The 18,010-nt window shown below is 38.6% G+C and carries 15 protein-coding genes and 1 tRNA gene; 4 read left to right on the forward strand and 12 right to left on the reverse strand.

All coding sequences use genetic code 11. From position 1 onward, the window contains the following. Window positions 1-93: 93 nt before the first annotated feature. The 5 genes from FC24_RS06795 to FC24_RS06815 form a co-directional block, all read right to left on the reverse strand. Window positions 94-900, reverse strand: a complete 807-nt coding sequence (locus FC24_RS06795; protein WP_057874171.1) for a MurR/RpiR family transcriptional regulator — start codon at window positions 898-900, stop codon at window positions 94-96. 177 nt (window positions 901-1,077) lie between these two features. Then, window positions 1,078-1,959: a class II fructose-1,6-bisphosphate aldolase gene (fba, locus tag FC24_RS06800; RefSeq protein ID WP_057874140.1), complete on the reverse strand. Its 882-nt coding sequence runs from the start codon at window positions 1,957-1,959 to the stop codon at window positions 1,078-1,080. A gap of 130 nt (window positions 1,960-2,089) precedes the next feature. Next, entirely contained in the window at window positions 2,090-3,043 is a 954-nt protein-coding gene (locus FC24_RS06805; protein ID WP_057874141.1) for an NAD(P)-dependent oxidoreductase, read from the reverse strand. Window positions 3,044-3,378: 335 nt separating this feature from the next. Beyond that, window positions 3,379-3,564, reverse strand: coding sequence for a hypothetical protein (locus tag FC24_RS06810; protein WP_057874142.1), 186 nt, complete (start codon window positions 3,562-3,564; stop codon window positions 3,379-3,381). Window positions 3,565-3,687: 123 nt separating this feature from the next. Continuing rightward, window positions 3,688-3,760: transfer RNA gene (locus FC24_RS06815), tRNA-Asn, on the reverse strand. 215 nt (window positions 3,761-3,975) lie between these two features. Here FC24_RS06815 and FC24_RS06820 point away from each other — a divergent pair. From FC24_RS06820 to FC24_RS06830, 3 genes are all read left to right on the forward strand, one after another. Then, entirely contained in the window at window positions 3,976-4,653 is a 678-nt protein-coding gene (locus FC24_RS06820) for a type 1 glutamine amidotransferase (RefSeq protein ID WP_057874143.1), read from the forward strand. Between the two features lie 73 nt (window positions 4,654-4,726). After that, window positions 4,727-5,422 carry a zinc metallopeptidase gene (locus FC24_RS06825; RefSeq protein ID WP_057874144.1) on the forward strand — a complete coding sequence of 232 codons (696 nt, stop codon included), beginning with the start codon at window positions 4,727-4,729 and terminating at the stop codon, window positions 5,420-5,422. 645 nt (window positions 5,423-6,067) lie between these two features. Next, complete coding sequence (locus FC24_RS06830) at window positions 6,068-7,600, forward strand: helix-turn-helix domain-containing protein (protein WP_057874145.1); 1,533 nt, start codon at window positions 6,068-6,070, stop codon at window positions 7,598-7,600. Window positions 7,601-7,784: 184 nt separating this feature from the next. On the opposite strand, the gene FC24_RS06835 is transcribed toward FC24_RS06830, so the two are convergent. The 4 genes from FC24_RS06835 to FC24_RS06850 form a co-directional block, all read right to left on the reverse strand. Continuing rightward, window positions 7,785-8,705 (reverse strand): aldo/keto reductase, encoded by a 921-nt coding sequence (locus tag FC24_RS06835; protein WP_057874146.1) that lies wholly within the window; start codon window positions 8,703-8,705, stop codon window positions 7,785-7,787. 498 nt (window positions 8,706-9,203) lie between these two features. Beyond that, a complete protein-coding gene (locus FC24_RS06840) occupies window positions 9,204-11,366 on the reverse strand; it encodes a TcaA 3rd/4th domain-containing protein (protein WP_057874147.1) in 2,163 nt (720 codons plus the stop codon). Window positions 11,367-11,482: 116 nt separating this feature from the next. Continuing rightward, window positions 11,483-11,947, reverse strand: coding sequence for a hypothetical protein (locus FC24_RS06845; RefSeq protein ID WP_057874148.1), 465 nt, complete (start codon window positions 11,945-11,947; stop codon window positions 11,483-11,485). Between the two features lie 221 nt (window positions 11,948-12,168). Continuing rightward, entirely contained in the window at window positions 12,169-12,810 is a 642-nt protein-coding gene (locus tag FC24_RS06850; RefSeq protein ID WP_057874149.1) for an SDR family oxidoreductase, read from the reverse strand. A 147-nt stretch (window positions 12,811-12,957) separates the two neighbouring features. Between FC24_RS06850 and FC24_RS06855 the strand changes: the two genes are divergently transcribed. Next, the gene (locus tag FC24_RS06855; RefSeq protein WP_057874150.1) at window positions 12,958-13,455 is read left to right on the forward strand and encodes a MarR family transcriptional regulator; all 498 of its coding nucleotides are present in this window, start codon (window positions 12,958-12,960) and stop codon (window positions 13,453-13,455) included. On the opposite strand, the gene FC24_RS06860 is transcribed toward FC24_RS06855, so the two are convergent. The 3 genes from FC24_RS06860 to FC24_RS06870 form a co-directional block, all read right to left on the reverse strand. Beyond that, a complete protein-coding gene (locus FC24_RS06860) occupies window positions 13,452-14,375 on the reverse strand; it encodes a DMT family transporter (RefSeq protein WP_057874151.1) in 924 nt (307 codons plus the stop codon). The genes FC24_RS06855 and FC24_RS06860 overlap by 4 nt on opposite strands. Window positions 14,376-14,571: 196 nt before the next feature. Next, window positions 14,572-16,950: a phosphoketolase family protein gene (locus FC24_RS06865; RefSeq protein WP_057874152.1), complete on the reverse strand. Its 2,379-nt coding sequence runs from the start codon at window positions 16,948-16,950 to the stop codon at window positions 14,572-14,574. Between the two features lie 262 nt (window positions 16,951-17,212). After that, on the reverse strand, window positions 17,213-17,944 hold the full coding sequence (locus FC24_RS06870; RefSeq protein WP_057874153.1) for a GntR family transcriptional regulator: 732 nt from the start codon (window positions 17,942-17,944) through the stop codon (window positions 17,213-17,215). Between the last annotated feature and the right edge of the window lie 66 nt (window positions 17,945-18,010).

Consider the following 18,010-nt stretch of genomic DNA (forward strand, 5'->3'; position numbering starts at 1 on the left):
AGGCCTTCTTGTTTTTAAGTTAATTAAACTATACCAGTTTTTAAAGCCGACTGCCACCATCCGTGTACCTGGAAAGCAACCGCAAAAGTCTTTTCACTTTGTTTTCAGCTTATTATTCATTATCAGCTCTACCGTTTGATCCATTTTGGTCCGGTAGGTGTCATTTTCAAGCAACATGGTGGTCATAATATCCAATACATAGGTTAGCGCAAATTGCGAATTAACAAACCGGCTGTTATCGACAAAATTACTGTTTTTAACCACCACAGCTAAATCACTGAGCTCAATTAACGGGCTGTGTTGGAATCCTGTAATGGCAACAACTTGAGCTTGATTTTGTTGCGCTACCTTAGCTGCTTGGTTAACCTCCTGTGTGTTTCCAGAGGTGGATAGTACTAAAATCATGTCGCCATGCCGCATAATGCCACTTGTTATGTACATCATGTGACTATCCGTTACTGCAAAAGCCGTAATTCCCATCCGCAACAATCGCTGCGCCATTTCATTAGCGGTGTAGCCTGAACTTCCTAAGCCAAAAAGATAAATGCGTTGATTTTTTTGAATTAAGGAGACAATTTGTTTCAAAACATCAGGGTCTAATAGTTCTTGTGTTGCCTGTAAAACTTTTTGATAGAATGTATAGACATCATCCGCAATGGTTCCTCTTGTAGGTAAAGTTGCCGTGGCTGGTGTTTTAGCTAGTAGTAGTTTGAATTCCGAAAAATTTTTACAGTGCATTTTTTTAACAAAACGTGTGATGGTGGCGTTACTGACCTTAATACTTTTCGCTAATCGACTGATACTCATCCCCTGAATTTCTTCAGGAGATTGCATCACTTTTAAAGCAACCTTACGCTCTTGGCGGGATAACTCAGGATAACAATTTTCAACAGTTTGCATGATACTAACAGTCACTTCATTCACTCCTTAAGATTGCGCTTGTCTTAAATCCAAACTACTACATAAAAATAATTTTCGCAATCTTAATCTATGAAAATTCACGAGTGTTACTGATAGCATAAAAAAACGGCGGCAATAGTTTGCCGTCGTTTTTGAAAGTCAGCATTTAAGCTGTAATTATAGTTCTTCTGGGACCATTTTAACAGGACGTGTACCCATCCAGCCATCAATTTCTTTAACAGTATCTTTGATAGCATTTGTACCTGGCAACAATAATTTACGTGGGTCAAAGCCTTTACCAACTTTGTCTTTGCCAGCTTCAATGTATTGGCGAGTTGCTTTAGCAAAAGCTAATTGACATTCAGTGTTAATGTTCAATTTAGCAACACCCATTGAAATAGCTTTTTCAACTTGATCTTGTGGAATACCTGAACCACCATGTAGTACTAATGGCTGTTCAACTGCATCAGCAATTTCCTTCAAACGATCGAAGTTCAAGCCTTTCCAGTTAGCTGGGTATTGACCATGAATGTTACCAATGCCAGCAGCTAAATAATCAATGCCAGTAGCAGCTAATTGTTTAGCTTCGTCAACACTAGCTAATTCACCTTCACCAGTAACACCGTCTTCAGTGCCGCCGATAGAACCAACTTCGGCTTCGACAGAAATGCCTTTAGAATGTGCTAAAGCAACAATTTCTTTAGTCTTTTCTAAGTTTTCATCAAATGGCAAATCATGACCATCAAACATAACGGAGTTGTATCCTGCAGCAATTGCAGCTTTAGCAGCTTCAAAATTACCGTGGTCTAAGTGCATAACCACTGGAACGGTAATGTTCATGCTCTTGATAGTCGCTTCAACTAATTGTTGGCAAAGTTCATAGCCACCCATGTACTTTGCAGCACCCATAGAAGTTTGAATCAAAACTGGCAAGTTTAATTCTTGAGAAGCGCCTAAAATTGCCCGTGTCCATTCCAAGTTATTTGTATTGAACGCGCCAATTGCATAATGACCCTTACGTGCAGCAGCAAATAGTTCAGTACCACGTACTAATGACATAAATTGAGTCCTCCTAATTTATATTACAACACGAATACGGTTGTACTTTTACTGTTTTAGTTTAACACATTTTAAAAAATAATGGCATATATTTTTCTGAAAAGCCAAGATAACTTTCTGAATTACCTAGTTAATAGCCCCGTGTTAAATCAACTTGATTTTGGACAAGTTTTCCATTTTCTAAGAATTGGTGCAGATTAGGCAAGAAAATCTGGTTAACTTGCTGCATATAACCATCAAAAATCCCCGAGATGTGCGGTGTCAACAAAAGATTTTCTTGTTGCCAAAGCGGATGTGTAGGTGGTAGTGGTTCTGGATCCACCACATCTAAAGCAGCATAGCTGATTTGACCACTTTGAAGCGCACGCAATAATGCAGTCGTATCAACTGAGGCACCACGGCCAACATTAATAAAAATCGGTTGTGTCTGTAACTGTGCAAAGAAGTCAGCGTTAAAGAACTGATTAGTGGTTGTAGTTAGCGGCATCACATTGACAATCACATCGGCTTGCTGTACAGCAGCTTGTGCCGTCGCCATTGAATAAGTTGCAGTAAAATGTGCTGCTGCATGACCACTACGGTTAACACCAGCAGTTTCCATTCCTAATGCTTGTGCTAATGCAGCAATTCGTTGACCAATGTGGCCTGTGCCGTAGATTAACATTTTTTTACCAGTTAGCGTCGTTAATTGTTTATGTGGCAATGTTTGCCAGTGTGCCTGTGCTTGTTGGCTTATTGCCGTTTGCAGGCCCCGAACATGTGCCAACAACATTCCCAATACAGATTCTGCAATAGCTTGTGCATGGATACCACTAGTATTACTTAATAGAATTTCGCGCTTTTTTAATTCAGTTAAAGGTAGTGCATCTACACCAGCAGAAATCACTTGGATCCATTGCAATTGTGATTCTGGCAATTCAAGTATTTCTTTGCCTAATGGCCCCCAACCTAAAAGAATGGTAACCTGTGCTAAATCAGCTGCAGATGCTTCCGCTGCGGTAATTAATTTAATCCCAGCAGGCAATTGTTTTTGCAATTTTGCTAATGCTTTAGATGATTTCACCAAAGCTAATATCGTTGTCATCTACTTCACCTCAATCTGGTTTAATCCTACTATTAGGATACCATGCTAGACAGTATTTTTCCGCCTTAAATTTTTCTTTAGTTAAGTTTCAAACATCTATGCAAATTCAGTCACAGTTTCTTCATAATTACCCGTTATAGTAAGAAATATAGATAAGCACAACGCTTTAGTCAATTAAAAATTCACTTCAGCTTTTGTGCTTATCTAGCTCAACAATCAGATAGCCCTAACTTTTTCATTCTCCTCCAAAGTATGAAAAAAGAGCTTATGTCTCCCAACATAAGCTCACCCCAACTCCTTTTTTTGCCACCGGTCTCCCAGCCGGTGGTTTTTGATTACCGGTTTAAAATGCCAATAATAATCGCACACAGCATGGCAAGAGCCGCCGCATATAAAATATAGCGACTGACCAACGGCCCCCGCTTTTGTTCGTGTTGTATCAACAGGTAGATTCGATAACCGATTAAACCAACAAAAACCAATAACATAGCATAAAATAAAACAACAAAAAGCGTTACCACATGAACTCCTCCAACTAAATTGGTGACGATAATTAGCAAAATGATTTAATAAACAGCGAACAGACCACATCAGTGATCCATTCGCTGCTTACGACGTATGTGATAGTATCACGCGTTTTAAAACTCCGGCTGTCGGACTCGAACCGACGACATCCTGATTAACAGTCAGACGCTCTACCAACTGAGCTAAGCCGGAATAATCAGTACGTTTTCTATTCTACCTGTTTATTAGTAAAAATGCCAGCCAGTTTTTTAAAAAATTTAACAATAGCTCTTACCATCTACATGAATAAAATCGTGGTATAATGCTTTTTAATTAGCCCATATTAACGGTAGGTTAAAACATTGTGCTGCACTCAGCGTTTATGCTATGCTTTTTTTAACATAAACGGTTTAGAAAGGACGATAAGTATGGCTCAAGTAATCAAAATGGCTTATCTTTACGAAGATTTAATGAATACCTATGGTGATAGCGGAGACGTGAAAATTTTAAGCTATCTGCTCAAAAAACAGGGCTACGACACACAAGTAGATAATATTAGTATCGATACTGCAGATTTTAATGCGCTGGATTACGATTTTCTCTTTTTCGGCGGTGGACAAGATTTTGAGCAAACGGTTGTTGCTAAAGATTTGCGTCGATTTAAAGCAACCATCACTACTTACATTGAAGCTGGCAAACCAATGTTAGCCATTTGTGGTGGTTACCAGCTACTAGGCGATTATTACGAAACTAGTGAAGGAACAACGATTAAAGGATTAGGTATCCTACCTTTACACACTATTTTTAAAGCTGATTCACGGATGATCGGTGATACCGAGTTTGAAACCGAATGGGGCACGGTCCGTGCTTTTGAAAACCACAGTGGGCGAACTTATTTTGATGATCCAACCAAATTAAAGCCGCTTGGAAAAATGGTCACCGGCTACGGTAACAATCCAGAAGATGGCGTTGAAGGCATGCGTTACAAAGGTGTCATTGGCAGTTACGCACATGGACCGCTATTAAAAAATGTCAATTTGGCACAAGGAATAACTGAAAAAATTCTTGCTTGCTACCGTGACCGTACTGCAGCACTAACAAAATAATCCCGCTTGAGACGGATGATTTTCAACTTAATTTTTTGCTATGATCAACTTAACTCGGAAAGGTCGTGATTAGATGTACCCTTTTTTCTGGGACCCTACCTATATTTTAATCATTATCGGACTGCTGATTTCAATGGCAGCTTCAGCTTACGTTAACCGGACTTTTCGCCGGTACGACGCTGTCCGTAGCCGCAGCAGTCAAACTGGTACAGACGCAGCACGCTACATCTTACAGCAATCAGGCATCACGGACGTCAGCGTACAAGAAATTAGCGGGGATTTAACGGATAATTATAATGGACAAACAAAAGTGTTAAGCTTATCCGCTGCTACTGCCCGCTCGACATCAGTTGCCGCTATCGGTGTTGCTGCCCATGAATGTGGTCACGCCGTTCAAGACCACCAACAATATCTTCCAATGCGATTACGAACTGCCATCGTGCCACTAGCTAATATTGGTACCACTGCTTCTTTTCCAATTATTTTATTAGGCATCATTTTAGGCATGAACCATACACTAATTAATATTGGCATTGCGGCATTTTCCTTGGCCTTACTCTTTCAATTAGTTACATTGCCAGTTGAATTTAATGCCTCACGGCGTGCACTGAACATTCTCTCCACTGGTGGTGTGCTTGCACCTGATGAAACCCCAATGGTACGCAAAGTTTTAACTGCTGCGGCCTTAACCTATGTGGCTGCTGCCCTTGCAACTTTCTTACAGCTGTTACGTTTAGTTTTGCTATTCGGAAATAATCGGGATAATTGAGCAATCATTTCCAAAAATCACGATAATGTTTTCCCCCTTTTTTCAGGGACAGATGATTCTTTCTGTCCACTTTAAAGGGGGATTTTTAATACCGCAATTAGTTTAAAAACAGTAATAATCGTGTATTTTAATTAGTTTTGCCAGATTAGTGTCATTTATTTATAAAATCAATTCAAATATAAGAGATAACAAAAACATTACTAACACATCTGCCAACTGATCTGATGTTTTATCATGCAATAATATAGCAACATTAATAAATACTGCAAAGTACTTAATTAAGACATACTATTTCAATTAAAAAATTAACAAAAAATTTATTATTTAATTATCAACGAAATAACAAATAACTAATGTAAAAATCATTAATGCATTAATTTTTATCAATAAAAATAAGTTATTTTTCCCTATACTGAGCTTGTTCGGCGACTTTTTGAAAATTGATTAAGGATTTAACATATCCACAATTTATTAGTGAAAGCTTTGCTTAAAAGTGTTAACATTTTCTTTATAGTGCAGACTAATTTTAAGTGATTATTAAGTACACAATTTAATTTGTAGTCCATATAGCCTACTATCATTCCCCCGCTGATAGTAAAAAATATTAACGTTTTGCGTATTAGTCTTTATGGAGGAAATTTAACGATGAATTTTGAACAAATGATGCTTAACACCCGTACCTATCAATATTTTCGCATTTATAACACTTTAATTTCGATGCCTCAGGGGAATTACTCAATTAATGAGGTAGCACAACGCGTTAACTTGCCTTACCCAAAAGTATACAAGCTCATTCAGGGACTTGTAGGTGAATTAGGTAAAATTAAGTCAGCGGCTGCAGAATTGATTGCTTCTACCGGTAGCTTAGACACTTCAAAACTAATCATTGATTTAAACACATTACGTTATCACTTGATTGCTAATCAACTTCCTTATCAGGTGATTTACTATTTATTGACAAAAAGTGACCCAACAATCGATGACTTTTGCACTCAATACCACACTAGTCGGGCAACTGTATTTCGCAAAATTAAGCCGCTTAATGATCAACTACATCAATTTGATCTCCATTTTACCTTTAGCCGAATGAATATTTTAGGCGATGAACGTAAAACAATTTTATTTTTATTTTGCATTTTTCGCTTAACTACAGAAGGTGCGATTTGGCCATTTAGCCAGTCGCTGTTTGGTTTGGCTACTAAAGCAAAAAATCAATTTATGCAGCGGATCCAAGTACCACCTGAATTTGAAAATTCTGAAGCCTTTCCCTTGTTAATCGCCATTATTGGTTTAAGACTTAGACAAGGTAATACTATCAGTGATTATTCACGTTATGCAGTTTTACTGAAAGGTAATGATAATTATAAATCACATTTACTCGATACCGAGCTAGTTCGAAAATGCCATTTTCCTAATTTCACCCCGACACGTAAGTTAGCCGTTTTACATTTTGGATACCACTTATTAAACCTAATTCCAGTTTTTCGTAAAGACGATGCTTATTTGCGGTCTATGATCGATTATTTTTATACACGGCAAAATATTATCTGGCATTTTGCAACTGACTTTTTGCATTATATGCAAAAAAATAGTTTTAAAGAACCACACCGTTTAGTCCTTGATAATGTACTATTAGGCAATGTCATCAATGTTGCTTTGGCCTATTATCTGTTTGATGGTCGCATCCCAACCTTATCGCGAATAGCAAACTTTAAGCGCCATATTTTAACAGGTGGATATGATTACGGACAACTTTACCAAGACATCAATAATTATTTTGCACAATTACCAACAGAATTTTCAATTTTCAAGGGAGATCAGCATCAAATGATTCAAGCATTGTATCATTTACTCCTACCTGTTTATACAAAATATAAGCATGACTATCACATTCGCATCGGCTTAATGATTCCCGGTGATAGTATGGTCTATCAGCATTATTTAGACCTTTATCAGGGTTTTAATTATATGGATGTTGAGCCTTATGCCGCGCATGCCTTTAAACAATATGATCTTATTTTTACTTCCTCATTTTCTTTTTACTTAAAAGCAAAAGATCCCCGCGTGATTTATTTTCACCAAGGGGCTGAACAATCTGAAATCATGCCTTTACTAAAAGCGCGTGATTATTACCTGAAAAAATTTCCAGCATTACCTGAGATCGGCGCAATTTATTGATCATGCTGAAAGAATTATAACTGTGAGTTTTACCAGTCGCACAACATGCATTGAAAAAACTATTAATACTTTAGACCACAACTCAAATATCATTTTCATAATCAAAGAAGCTGTACAATAAGTCAATTATGACTTATCGTACAGCTTTTTTATTTTATGGCTTCAATGACCATCGTTTAACTATCTATGGCAAATTATTGCCCGCTGCTAAATAGACGTCATACCATTCTTGATGTGTTAACTGAACGTTAGCACCAGCTGCCATTTGAGCAATTCGACCTTGATTCATACTCCCCAAAATAACCTGCATATTTGCTGGGTGCCGTAAAATCCAAGCAACTGCAATGCCATTTTTAGTAACGTGATATTTATCCGCTAATTTTTGTAATTCATCGTTTAGCTGTTTGAATTTTGGATTATCAATAAAGACACCTTCAAAAAAGCCATATTGGAAAGGACTCCAAGCTTGAATTGTCATATTGTGAAGGCGTGAATACTCAATGATACCACCATCATGATCAACACTGCGCGGATCAGACATATTTACATGGATACCCGCATCAATTGGGCCCGTATGCTTAATGCCAAATTGTAATTGGTTGACAATCAATTTTTGCTGCACGCTGTGTTGTAGTAATTCAACTTGGTTAGGATTCATGTTGCTGACACCAAATTGCCGAACTTTGCCTGCATTTTGTAAGGTGTTAAACGCATCCGCAACCTGTTCCGGTTCAATCAAAGCATCCGGCCGGTGCAACAATAAAGAATCAACATAATCAAGGCCTAAACGTTGCAAGCTGTGATCGACTGCATCCAATAAGTATTGTTTGGAGAAATCATAAGCATGGTCCCGAATCCCAACTTTAGTTTGAACAAAAATGTGATCGCGTTGAAGATTAGATTGTTTAAGTGCATGGCCAAACCGTTTTTCACATTCTCCATCACCATAAACATCTGCATTATCAAAAAAGTTAATCCCGTTACCAGCAGCTGTTTCTAAAACTTGCTGCGCTGCGGCATCACTATCCAAACCATTGATCCGCATCACGCCTAAGGCAACTGCAGAGGCATTTAAACCACTACCACCAAGATCTACTTGCTTCACAATAATTCATCCCTTTCTGTTGTTTAACTTCAGTTTAGCACTTTTAGCCTAAAGCTGGGCAAATAACGTCATTGCAACCAGAAAGAAGTAAAACAGTTAAACAAAAAAGAGAAAATGCTGAGAAATTCAGTGCAAAAAATAGAAAGCAGCAATTCTGCTAGTCATCAGTAAATTAAGCCTTACCAAATCATTTTCATTAAAAAATAAAACAAGTGAATTGAAAGTTAATTTACTGGGTAAAAAAATATTCATAATTCACCCCAATTCTGCACAACGTGCTATTCTTAAATCATTCTCAGAAAGGAGCCATAAAGCAGTTATGTTAGGGAAATCTATCTTACAACCTTGGATACATTGGCATCAAAAAATTTTCAACTGTTTTACGACCCAACGTTCAGTAACAGCAATTCTTAAAAACTACTATTAGGAGGAAAATAAACAAGCACGCTAAAAACACCTAGAGTAAAAGCCATTTACTCTAGGTGTTTTTACCTTTAACTAATGATCAATTTTTTGTTCATGATCACCAAAATCAATTACTTTTAGCTGGCTGGGATCATTGGTTAAATGTGCAGCTGAATACCGATAGGTCTGTACTCGTGGCTGTAAACCAGAAGCAGCTAAATAATTAGTAGTGTAAGTAACCGTATAATCAACTGTCGTTTGATTATCTTTAGTTAACACTTGATCTACTTTAACCTTAAAACTAGTGTGATCAATATTGCTGTTCACATTACGTGCTTGTGTAATAAATGTTGCTAATTTTTTATAAGCTGCCGCTTCTTTACCAGTTTTAAAGTAATTTGCTAACGCTGTTGTATCATTTTGATTATTCCGATTAGTCGCCGTACTAACAGTCTGATAAAGCTTAGTTAAGAGAGTTTCTGTTTGCTCCGTCGTAGGAACATTTTTAAAATCAGCTTGAACCGTTTGATCCGCTTTTTTAGTCAGTTTAATAGACTTAGTTTTAATTGTTTTACCTGCTTGCTTAGTTTCTAAATGCAATCTCAAATTAGGTTCCCAAGTCAAAGCAGCTAATGTAAGTTTTCCATTTTGCAACTGGCCCTTATTTTCATGATTGACGTATACAGTTGCATCAGCCACATTACTGTGTACCACCGGCGTCACGGGCTTCAACGTCAAATCGATCGTTTGTGCGTCGGCTGCTAGAAAAGTTGGCTGCACCTTTCTAGTTAACGTTTTATCATTCGTTTTTGCCTCAACTTTTAAGGTGTAAGTACCAGGTATAAATGGTCCGATTTTTTGCGTTGCCGTCGGTTTTTCTGCCGTAACATTTTGCCCGTCTAAATAAATAGAAGGTGATGGTAAATGCGTAGCAATCGTCCGATAAGTTGGCGTAATCGTCAATTGATAAGCAGGAAAAATAAAATGCTTGCCCTGCTTAACAAAACCTAAAGTCCCATCTTTAGTACTATCCTGTTTGGTCAATTGTTTTTTACTGGTCTTCAAATAACTTGGATTTGCTTTAATGAAACGGATAAATGGCCGACTATTTCCTGGTGTTAAACGCAAATCGTTATTTGTACTAGCCAACACTTGGCTTACTTTACTCGGGTTATGAGTCGCCAACACAGTAAACGCACGATTAAGCTGTGCAGGACGACTATAATAATGCTTGCCAAAGAAAAAAGCACCAAGTAAGATGACCACTACAACAATTAAGCCAATCCACCATTTGCGGTGTGTTTTGTGTTGCCGCTGTTGCGGTTTTTCTTCTTTTTGGCCAGCCTTTTCAATTGCCGGTTTGACGGCTGAAGTTTCAGCCTCACTAGTAGCTGAAGCTGCATCATTTTGTTGTAATGATGTTGCAGCCCGCTCTTCCGGCGTAATTGCTTGAGCCGTACTATAAGCTGCTGAGTCAACATCGCTAGCAGACGCTGACTGCTCATGCCGTGCCATTCGCGTCGCTGGTTGTGCGCTTTCCGCATCTGAAGCGCTACTGTGATTTAACTGTACATCTTTTTTTTGCAACCGGTGGCGCGGTTGCTCACTATCAGTTGCAGCCCGCACTTGGTCAACAATATCACTAATATCCTTCGTTTTATCGGCAATGTGTGCTTCACGCCGACTGGATAATGACGTTGCAGACTTAGGTGCACTGCTAGTTGGCTGTCCTAAATCTTTAGGCTCTAATTGCTGGGTTGCTTGTTTTAATTTAGCAATAACTGCTTCTGGCTTTTCTTCAGTATCAATTGCCGAAAGAATGGCCGCCGCTGAAGCAGCGCTCTTAATGACACGCTCATCAACGCCAGATCCAGCAGGCTCAGCTTGACTGGTCACAGCTGTTGAAGCTGGTTTTTTTGCTGTTTGGCTAGCAGACTGATCATGTTTAACCATACTAGCAGCACTTGCTTTCGTCGTCTGGCTAACATTATTAGCAGACTCAGTCACGTCAGCCGCCGAAGTAGGCGTCGCACTGGTGGTACTGGTATCTGCGGCCTGAGACACAGCCGATTTATTTTTAGGTTGTGAACGGCCTTCACGATAGGCAACTAAATCAAAACCACAATTTGCACAAGTTTTATCACTGACCATTATCGGTGCACCACAATTTGGGCAGAAAAATTCGCCAGCACCAAGATCCCCTAGATCCGTCGCAAAAAGATGTGTATTATTTTTTAATTGTGACAATCGATTCATGGACGGATGGCTCCTTTTCATTCAATATTCATTAAATTTACTTATCGAATTGTTTCTTATAATAACTACCTATAAGAATAGCATTAATTAATCTAAGCTTCAATTTTGCTTGCGCCTTATGCTTGATCCTTAGTAGCTGCTTTTAATTCAGTGATTTTTTGATTAATTTCGTCATCAATTTTTTTGCTGACCACTTGTGGTTGTGCTAAAAATTCAGCAACACTACTCATCTCATCGATTCGCATACCAGAAGCGTTCAAATTATCAGCAGTTGTAATCAAATAAAGATTAACCACTGCTTGATCTTCAGCGTTAGTTAACAGCTTGATTTTATCGACCAGTTCATAGGGCAAATTAATGATCCCAGCTTGTAATTCAATTGTTGCAGGCACTTCAAATGGTAAGTCAATCTTAATTTGACTGATTTTCCCAGCTTGCAATGCTTTTTCCAACTGAGAATAAGCCGCTGTTACCTTTTTAAGCACCATATTCGTGATGTCTGTTTTAGTTAATTTCACCGTGATTGTTTGGTATTTTTCTTCTTGCAAGGTGGTAATAAACTGCTTAGTTTGTATTTCCATTCGGTTTAAACCCTCCACCGTTATCCGATCACAAAATCTTTTTATACCTATTTAGTATAACCCACCACTATCCTTCACGCTAGCAAAAAAATAGCAGCACTAATGCCGCAATTTTCATCGACAACAAACAACAGTCATAATTTCTGTCAAATCAAATAGCGAATGGCCTTTTAGCCATCCGCCATCTAACCGATTAAGAACCTGACACTAAACCATTAGCGCTAAAACGCACTTTTAATAGGGGTGTCACCATTAACCAGTTCGTAAATATGATTTCGCGATTGTGGTTTTGCCAAAACTGCAACGACCGCTGCTGCCACATCATCGCGGGAAATACGTTTTTCAGCTGCCGTTGCTGGATGCAAATTCACTTTACCTGTTCCGGGATCATTAGTGAGCATCCCAGGCCGAAAAATCGTGTAATTTAATTGTGTTCGTTGTTGCAGCCACTCGTCTGCATAATATTTAGCAACATAGTAAGGCTCAATACCTGTTTGTGGCCATTTTTCACGTTGATCGGTGTACAACGCACTAACCATGATGTAGCGCTTAATTCCAGCTTTTTCTGCCGCTAACATCGTCTTAACAGCGCCATCCAAATCAATCTTAAGGGTGGCATCATCTCCAGTTTTGCCACCTGAACCAGCTGTAAAAATAACATTATCAACATCGCTAAACGCTTGCACCATATTTTCTGGTAAAGCTGTTAAATCAAATAAATACGGGGTTGCTCCTAACTGACTGATCGCCGCTTTTTGCTTGTCATCACGAATACCTGCAATCACATGTTCACCAGTTGCAGCCAGTTGTTTGGTTAAACGCTGCCCAACCTGGCCATGAGCACCAACAATAAAAGTTGTCATTTTATGACCTCCTGTTCAATGATAATGCAGTTAGAAATGTTTGTTGAATAACTGCTGTGCAATGGTTTACACTTAATTTAAGTTTAACGCACTTATCACGATTACACCTAATCTTTTGACCCATAACGATCTGGAGGCACAATTAAAATGGATAAAATCAATTATTTTCAAAAAGAAATTGAACCCACATTATTGCAAATTGCGGCAACCACTGCTGGCAACAGCTCATTTGAACAAGAATGGCTAGTTCAGCACTTAAACAAAACGCCACAGTGGCAACACGTTTTAAAAAATCTGCCGCTACTTTCATTACATACACTGGCAGATATTGGTCAAAATCAACCCATCAATGGCACAGAATTAACCACGCATTTACAAGTATCTAAAGGTGCGATTTCAAAAACAGTGACCAAATTAATTAAATATGAATTAATTACACGTTTTCAACGCACTGATAATCGCAAAGAAGTTTACTACTCTTTAACTACTAAAGGGCAACAATTAAATCGGGCTCACCAGCAGTTACACAATGAACTAAATGTTAAAATGCAACGTTTGCTAGTAGACTATAATCAAGCTGAACTCGCTTTAATCGCAAAATTTGTCAAACAAATACAAGCATTGCATGCGGAAAATTTTAATTAAGATGATGCTTGCTGATCAATAGGCTGTGGTCGTGCTAGCGCTAAAATAAAGACAGTGCTTAAAATGAACAAGGCACCAATTAACTGAATCCACCCAAAATGGACGTTTAAGAATAAGACAGATAACGTTGTTGCTGCTAAAGGTTCAAAAGCATCTAGCAAACCAACGGCTGTAGCCGAAATGTAATCTAAACTGGCTAAATAAGCAGTGTACGCGACAACCGACCCTAACAAGACAACAAACCAATAACCTAAATGGCCAATCAGATCAAAATGCGGGACGTCACGCCAAATTGGCTGGACAAAATTAAATAAAATACCACCAATTGTCATGGCCCAGCCAGAAATGGCCAGCGTGCCATATTTAACCAATAATTTAGCGGGAAGTAAAACATATGCAGCTGCGGCTAGGCCAGTTGCAACACCCCAAAAAAGCGCCCTTGGCGACATGGTCAAGTGCGTGGGATTACCGCCAGTCACCAATAAAAAAGTCCCTGATAAAGCAACTAGTACGGCAATTAAATCGGGACGCCGTGGATGAACATGTTCACGAAAAACCGTGTAAACTACAATAAATACTGGCGATAAAAATTGTAAAATCGTGGCTGTCGCAGCATTACCAACTGCAACAGCTTTATAATAAATGTACTGCATAGCAAACATGCCACCCAGCATAAAAATTAAAAGTGCCACCACATCACGCCCTGAATGCCAAATCGCGAATAATCTTTTGCGCTCCTTTGGCAATAACAAACACAATAACAATAATAAAAGTCCTGAAATTAACATTTTCGATTCCACTAGCCAATTAAGGCTCATATGGTACTGGGTAAATAAGAATTGTGCAATCGGTCCAGAAATCCCCCAAAATAATGCCCCAATTGCCGCAAGAAAAATTCCTTGTAATTGCTTCAACCGCATGACAATTTCCTCCTCTTCCTCCTAATCTAACACAACCTTTTTATGAAATCAGCGACAATTGAACAATAAATTTAAATTTATAAAAAAATACCACAAGATTACTTTAATACTAAGCAAAAATAATCTTATGGTATTACTTATAAATTAATTTTAGTTATTAAAAAAGCAGCATAACGCTGCTTTTTTAAAACCAAATCTATTTAAGTGGCTTCCATGTCCAGTCACGTACTTCTGGCATATCGTCACCATATTCACGAATGTAATCGTGATGTTGTTGCAACTTATCATCCATTTTCTGAACAAAGGAAGCACCTTTATCAGCATATTGTGGTAAGTGCATGATAATATCTTTAGCTAAGTGGAAACGGTCCAATTCATTGACAACACGCATATCAAATGGTGTTGTAATGTCGCCTTCTTCACGGTAACCGTGGAACAACACGTTATGGTTGTGCCGATCAAAGAAGATCGACCGCAATAAGCCTTCAAAGCCATGGTAAGCAAAGAGAATTGGCGTATCCTTAGTAAAGTAATGGTCAAATTCAGCATCAGATAACCCACGTGGATCTAATTTTGGTGTGGTTAACTTCAACAGATCGATTACGTTGATGAAACGAATCTTCAATTCTGGGAAGTGATCGTGCAAGATGTTGATTGCCGCTAAGCTTTCCATGTTTGGTTCAGTTCCAGCAGCTGCAATTACAATATCTGGTTTGCTTCCTTGATCAGTTGAGGCCCAATCAATAATACCTAAACCATTATTTGCTAATTTAGTTGCTTCTTCGATGCTATAGAATTGTGGCCGTGGTTGTTTAGAAGCAATTAAAACGTTAATAGTTTCTTTGCTCTTAAACAATAATGGACTAACCGCTAATAATGAGTTTGCATCAGCTGGCAAGTATTCACGGATATATTCTGGTTTCTTTTCAGCTAAATGCGTTAAGATACCTGGATCCTGGTGGGTATACCCATTATGATCTTGTTGGAAACTGGTTGAAGTTGACACAACATTCAATGATGGGTATTTATTACGCCAGTTTAATTCATTTGCTTTACGCAACCACTTGAAGTGCTGGGTAAACATGGAGTCTGCAACCCGTAGGAAAGCTTCATAACTAGCAAACATCCCATGACGGCCAGTTAAAGTATAACCTTCGTTAAAGCCTTCAGCTTGGTGTTCAGACAACTGTGAATCAATAATCCGACCAGACGGTGCCATATATTGGTCTTGTGGATTCTTAATTGGTTCTAACCATTGCCGGTTAGTGGTTTCAAATAAACCATAAAGCCGGTTAGACATAGTTTCATCTGGACCAAATAAGCGGAAGTTATTCGGGTTCTTTTTAACCAAGTCGCGCAAGTAATCTGACCAAACGATCATATCTTGTTTAACTTGTTTGCCATGTTCAGTGTTGTCTAGCGCATATTTACGGTAATCAGGCAAATCCAAATCGCGTGGTGCAATCCCACCATTGGTGATTGGGTTAGCTGCCATCCGTTGTTCGCCTTGTGGTGCTAACGCACGGATTTCTGGTTTTAATGTCCCGTTTTCATCGAATAATTCGTCTGGCTTGTAAGACTTCAACCAAGCAGTTAAAGCATCTGCGTGTTCCATATGGTTTTGATCAACAGGAATTGGAATTTGGTGAGCACGGAATGAACCTTCAATTGGTTCGCCATCCCAAACCTTAGGACCAGTCCAGCCCTTAGGTGCACGGAAAATGATCACTGGCCAAGTTGGTTGTGTTGGATCATTATTTTCACGCGCATGTTTTTGAATGGCTTGAATGGATTCAATTGCTTGATCCATTGCTTTAGCCAATGCTGGGTGCATTACTTTAGGATCGTCACCCTCAACAAAAATCGGTGCCCAACCCATACCTTCAAAGTATTTGCGTAAATCTTCATCAGATTTGCGGGATAAGATAGTTGGGTTAGAAATCTTAAAGCCGTTCATGTTAACAATTGGCAAAACAGCACCATCATGAATTGGGTTAATAAAGCTGTTAGAGAACCAAGAAGCTGCTAAAGGACCAGTTTCAGTTTCACCGTCACCGGTAACTGCTGCAGCAATCACATCTGGGTTATCTAAAATCGCACCAGTGGCATGAGAAAGTGTATAACCTAATTCGCCACCTTCATGAATTGAGCCTGGTGTTTCAGGAGCCGCATGTGACGCAACGCCACCTGGGAATGAGAATTGTTTGAACAACCGCTGCATCCCTTGTTCATCCTGTTTAATTGAAGGATAGATTTCACTATAGCTTCCGTCAAGGTAAGAGTTAGAAACCATGACTTGGCCACCGTGACCTGGACCTTCAATGTAGAACATGTTCAAATTGTACTTATTAATGACACGGTTTAAGTGCGTGTAAATAAAGTTTTGTCCAGCGATAGTTCCCCAGTGACCGATTGGGTGAACTTTAACGTCGCTAGCTTTCAATGGCCGCCGTAATAACGGGTTATCTTTTAAATAAAGTTGGCCAACGGAAACATAATTCGCTGCACGCCAGTAAGCATCCATTTTTTTGAAATATTCTGGTGATGAATAATCGACGGATTGCGTTTCAACCATAAATTAACTCTCCCTTTCATAATTAATGCTGCCTGAGTTTATTAAATTCCAGATTAAACAAAGTAAAGCCTAGCTAACCTGACCTTTTACACAAATTAACTTAAGTAGCACCTTTGCTACCTCACCTATAAAGATAACGGGTTTTACAACAAAAGTCAACCTTTTTGACAATTGGGACGTACCAATGATAGAAACGCCGCCAATTTACGTTAGATTAGCATAAAATGGGAACAAAATAAAAGACTTTGCTCATGCAAAGTCTTTAAGTTTTATCGATTTCAACAAAAGAATTAAATTTTAAATATTGGTAGTGCATTCGCATAAACGAATATTCTATTGGCGTGCCATCATCCAAGAAGAAAATTCCCGCCATGGTGCCTACTGGTTCGTTGACTTTTAAGTTTAATTGCTTCTGATCTTCTACCGTTGCTGGTGCCGCCCCAATTGTCAAAAATGATTTAGTCACTGCTTGTTTCTTGGTTGTTTGTAAATAATTAAAAATCGAACGACCAGCAATTTCCCGATTGAGTTCCGGAATAATTTTAATTGGAATGAAACTTTCTTCGATCATAAAAGGTTGGTCATCTAACAACCGTAAACGTTTAATTTGATAAACAAACTCACCCTTTTGCAAAAACAAATCACGCTGCAATGTTTGACTAGCTGGAACCACTGCAAAATCAAGCAGGCGGATTCCCGGCTTTTTCCCCGCCATCTGCAAATTGTCTGTAATGCCGAGATTAGAACCTTCATAATTAAATAACGATTGATTTTCTAAATATAATGGATTAATAAATGTACCGGAACCACGTTTTTTAAAAATGATACCATCATTAGCTAACCGTGCTAAAGCTCGTTTAATTGAGCTACGACTTACCGCATATTCTTCACTTAAATGTCGTTCATCTGGTAATTTCATTTCTGCAGCAAATTCACCTGCAAAAATCCGCTTTGTTAAATCCTTGATAACTCGTTGGTAAACTAAACTTGCCATACCATTACTCCTAATTCTACTTGCCTACATCACATTGCCGTAATCAATATGCCCTATCATACCACA

The organism is Loigolactobacillus rennini DSM 20253, from assembly GCF_001436505.1.
Taxonomy (GTDB): Bacteria; Bacillota; Bacilli; order Lactobacillales; family Lactobacillaceae; genus Loigolactobacillus; species Loigolactobacillus rennini.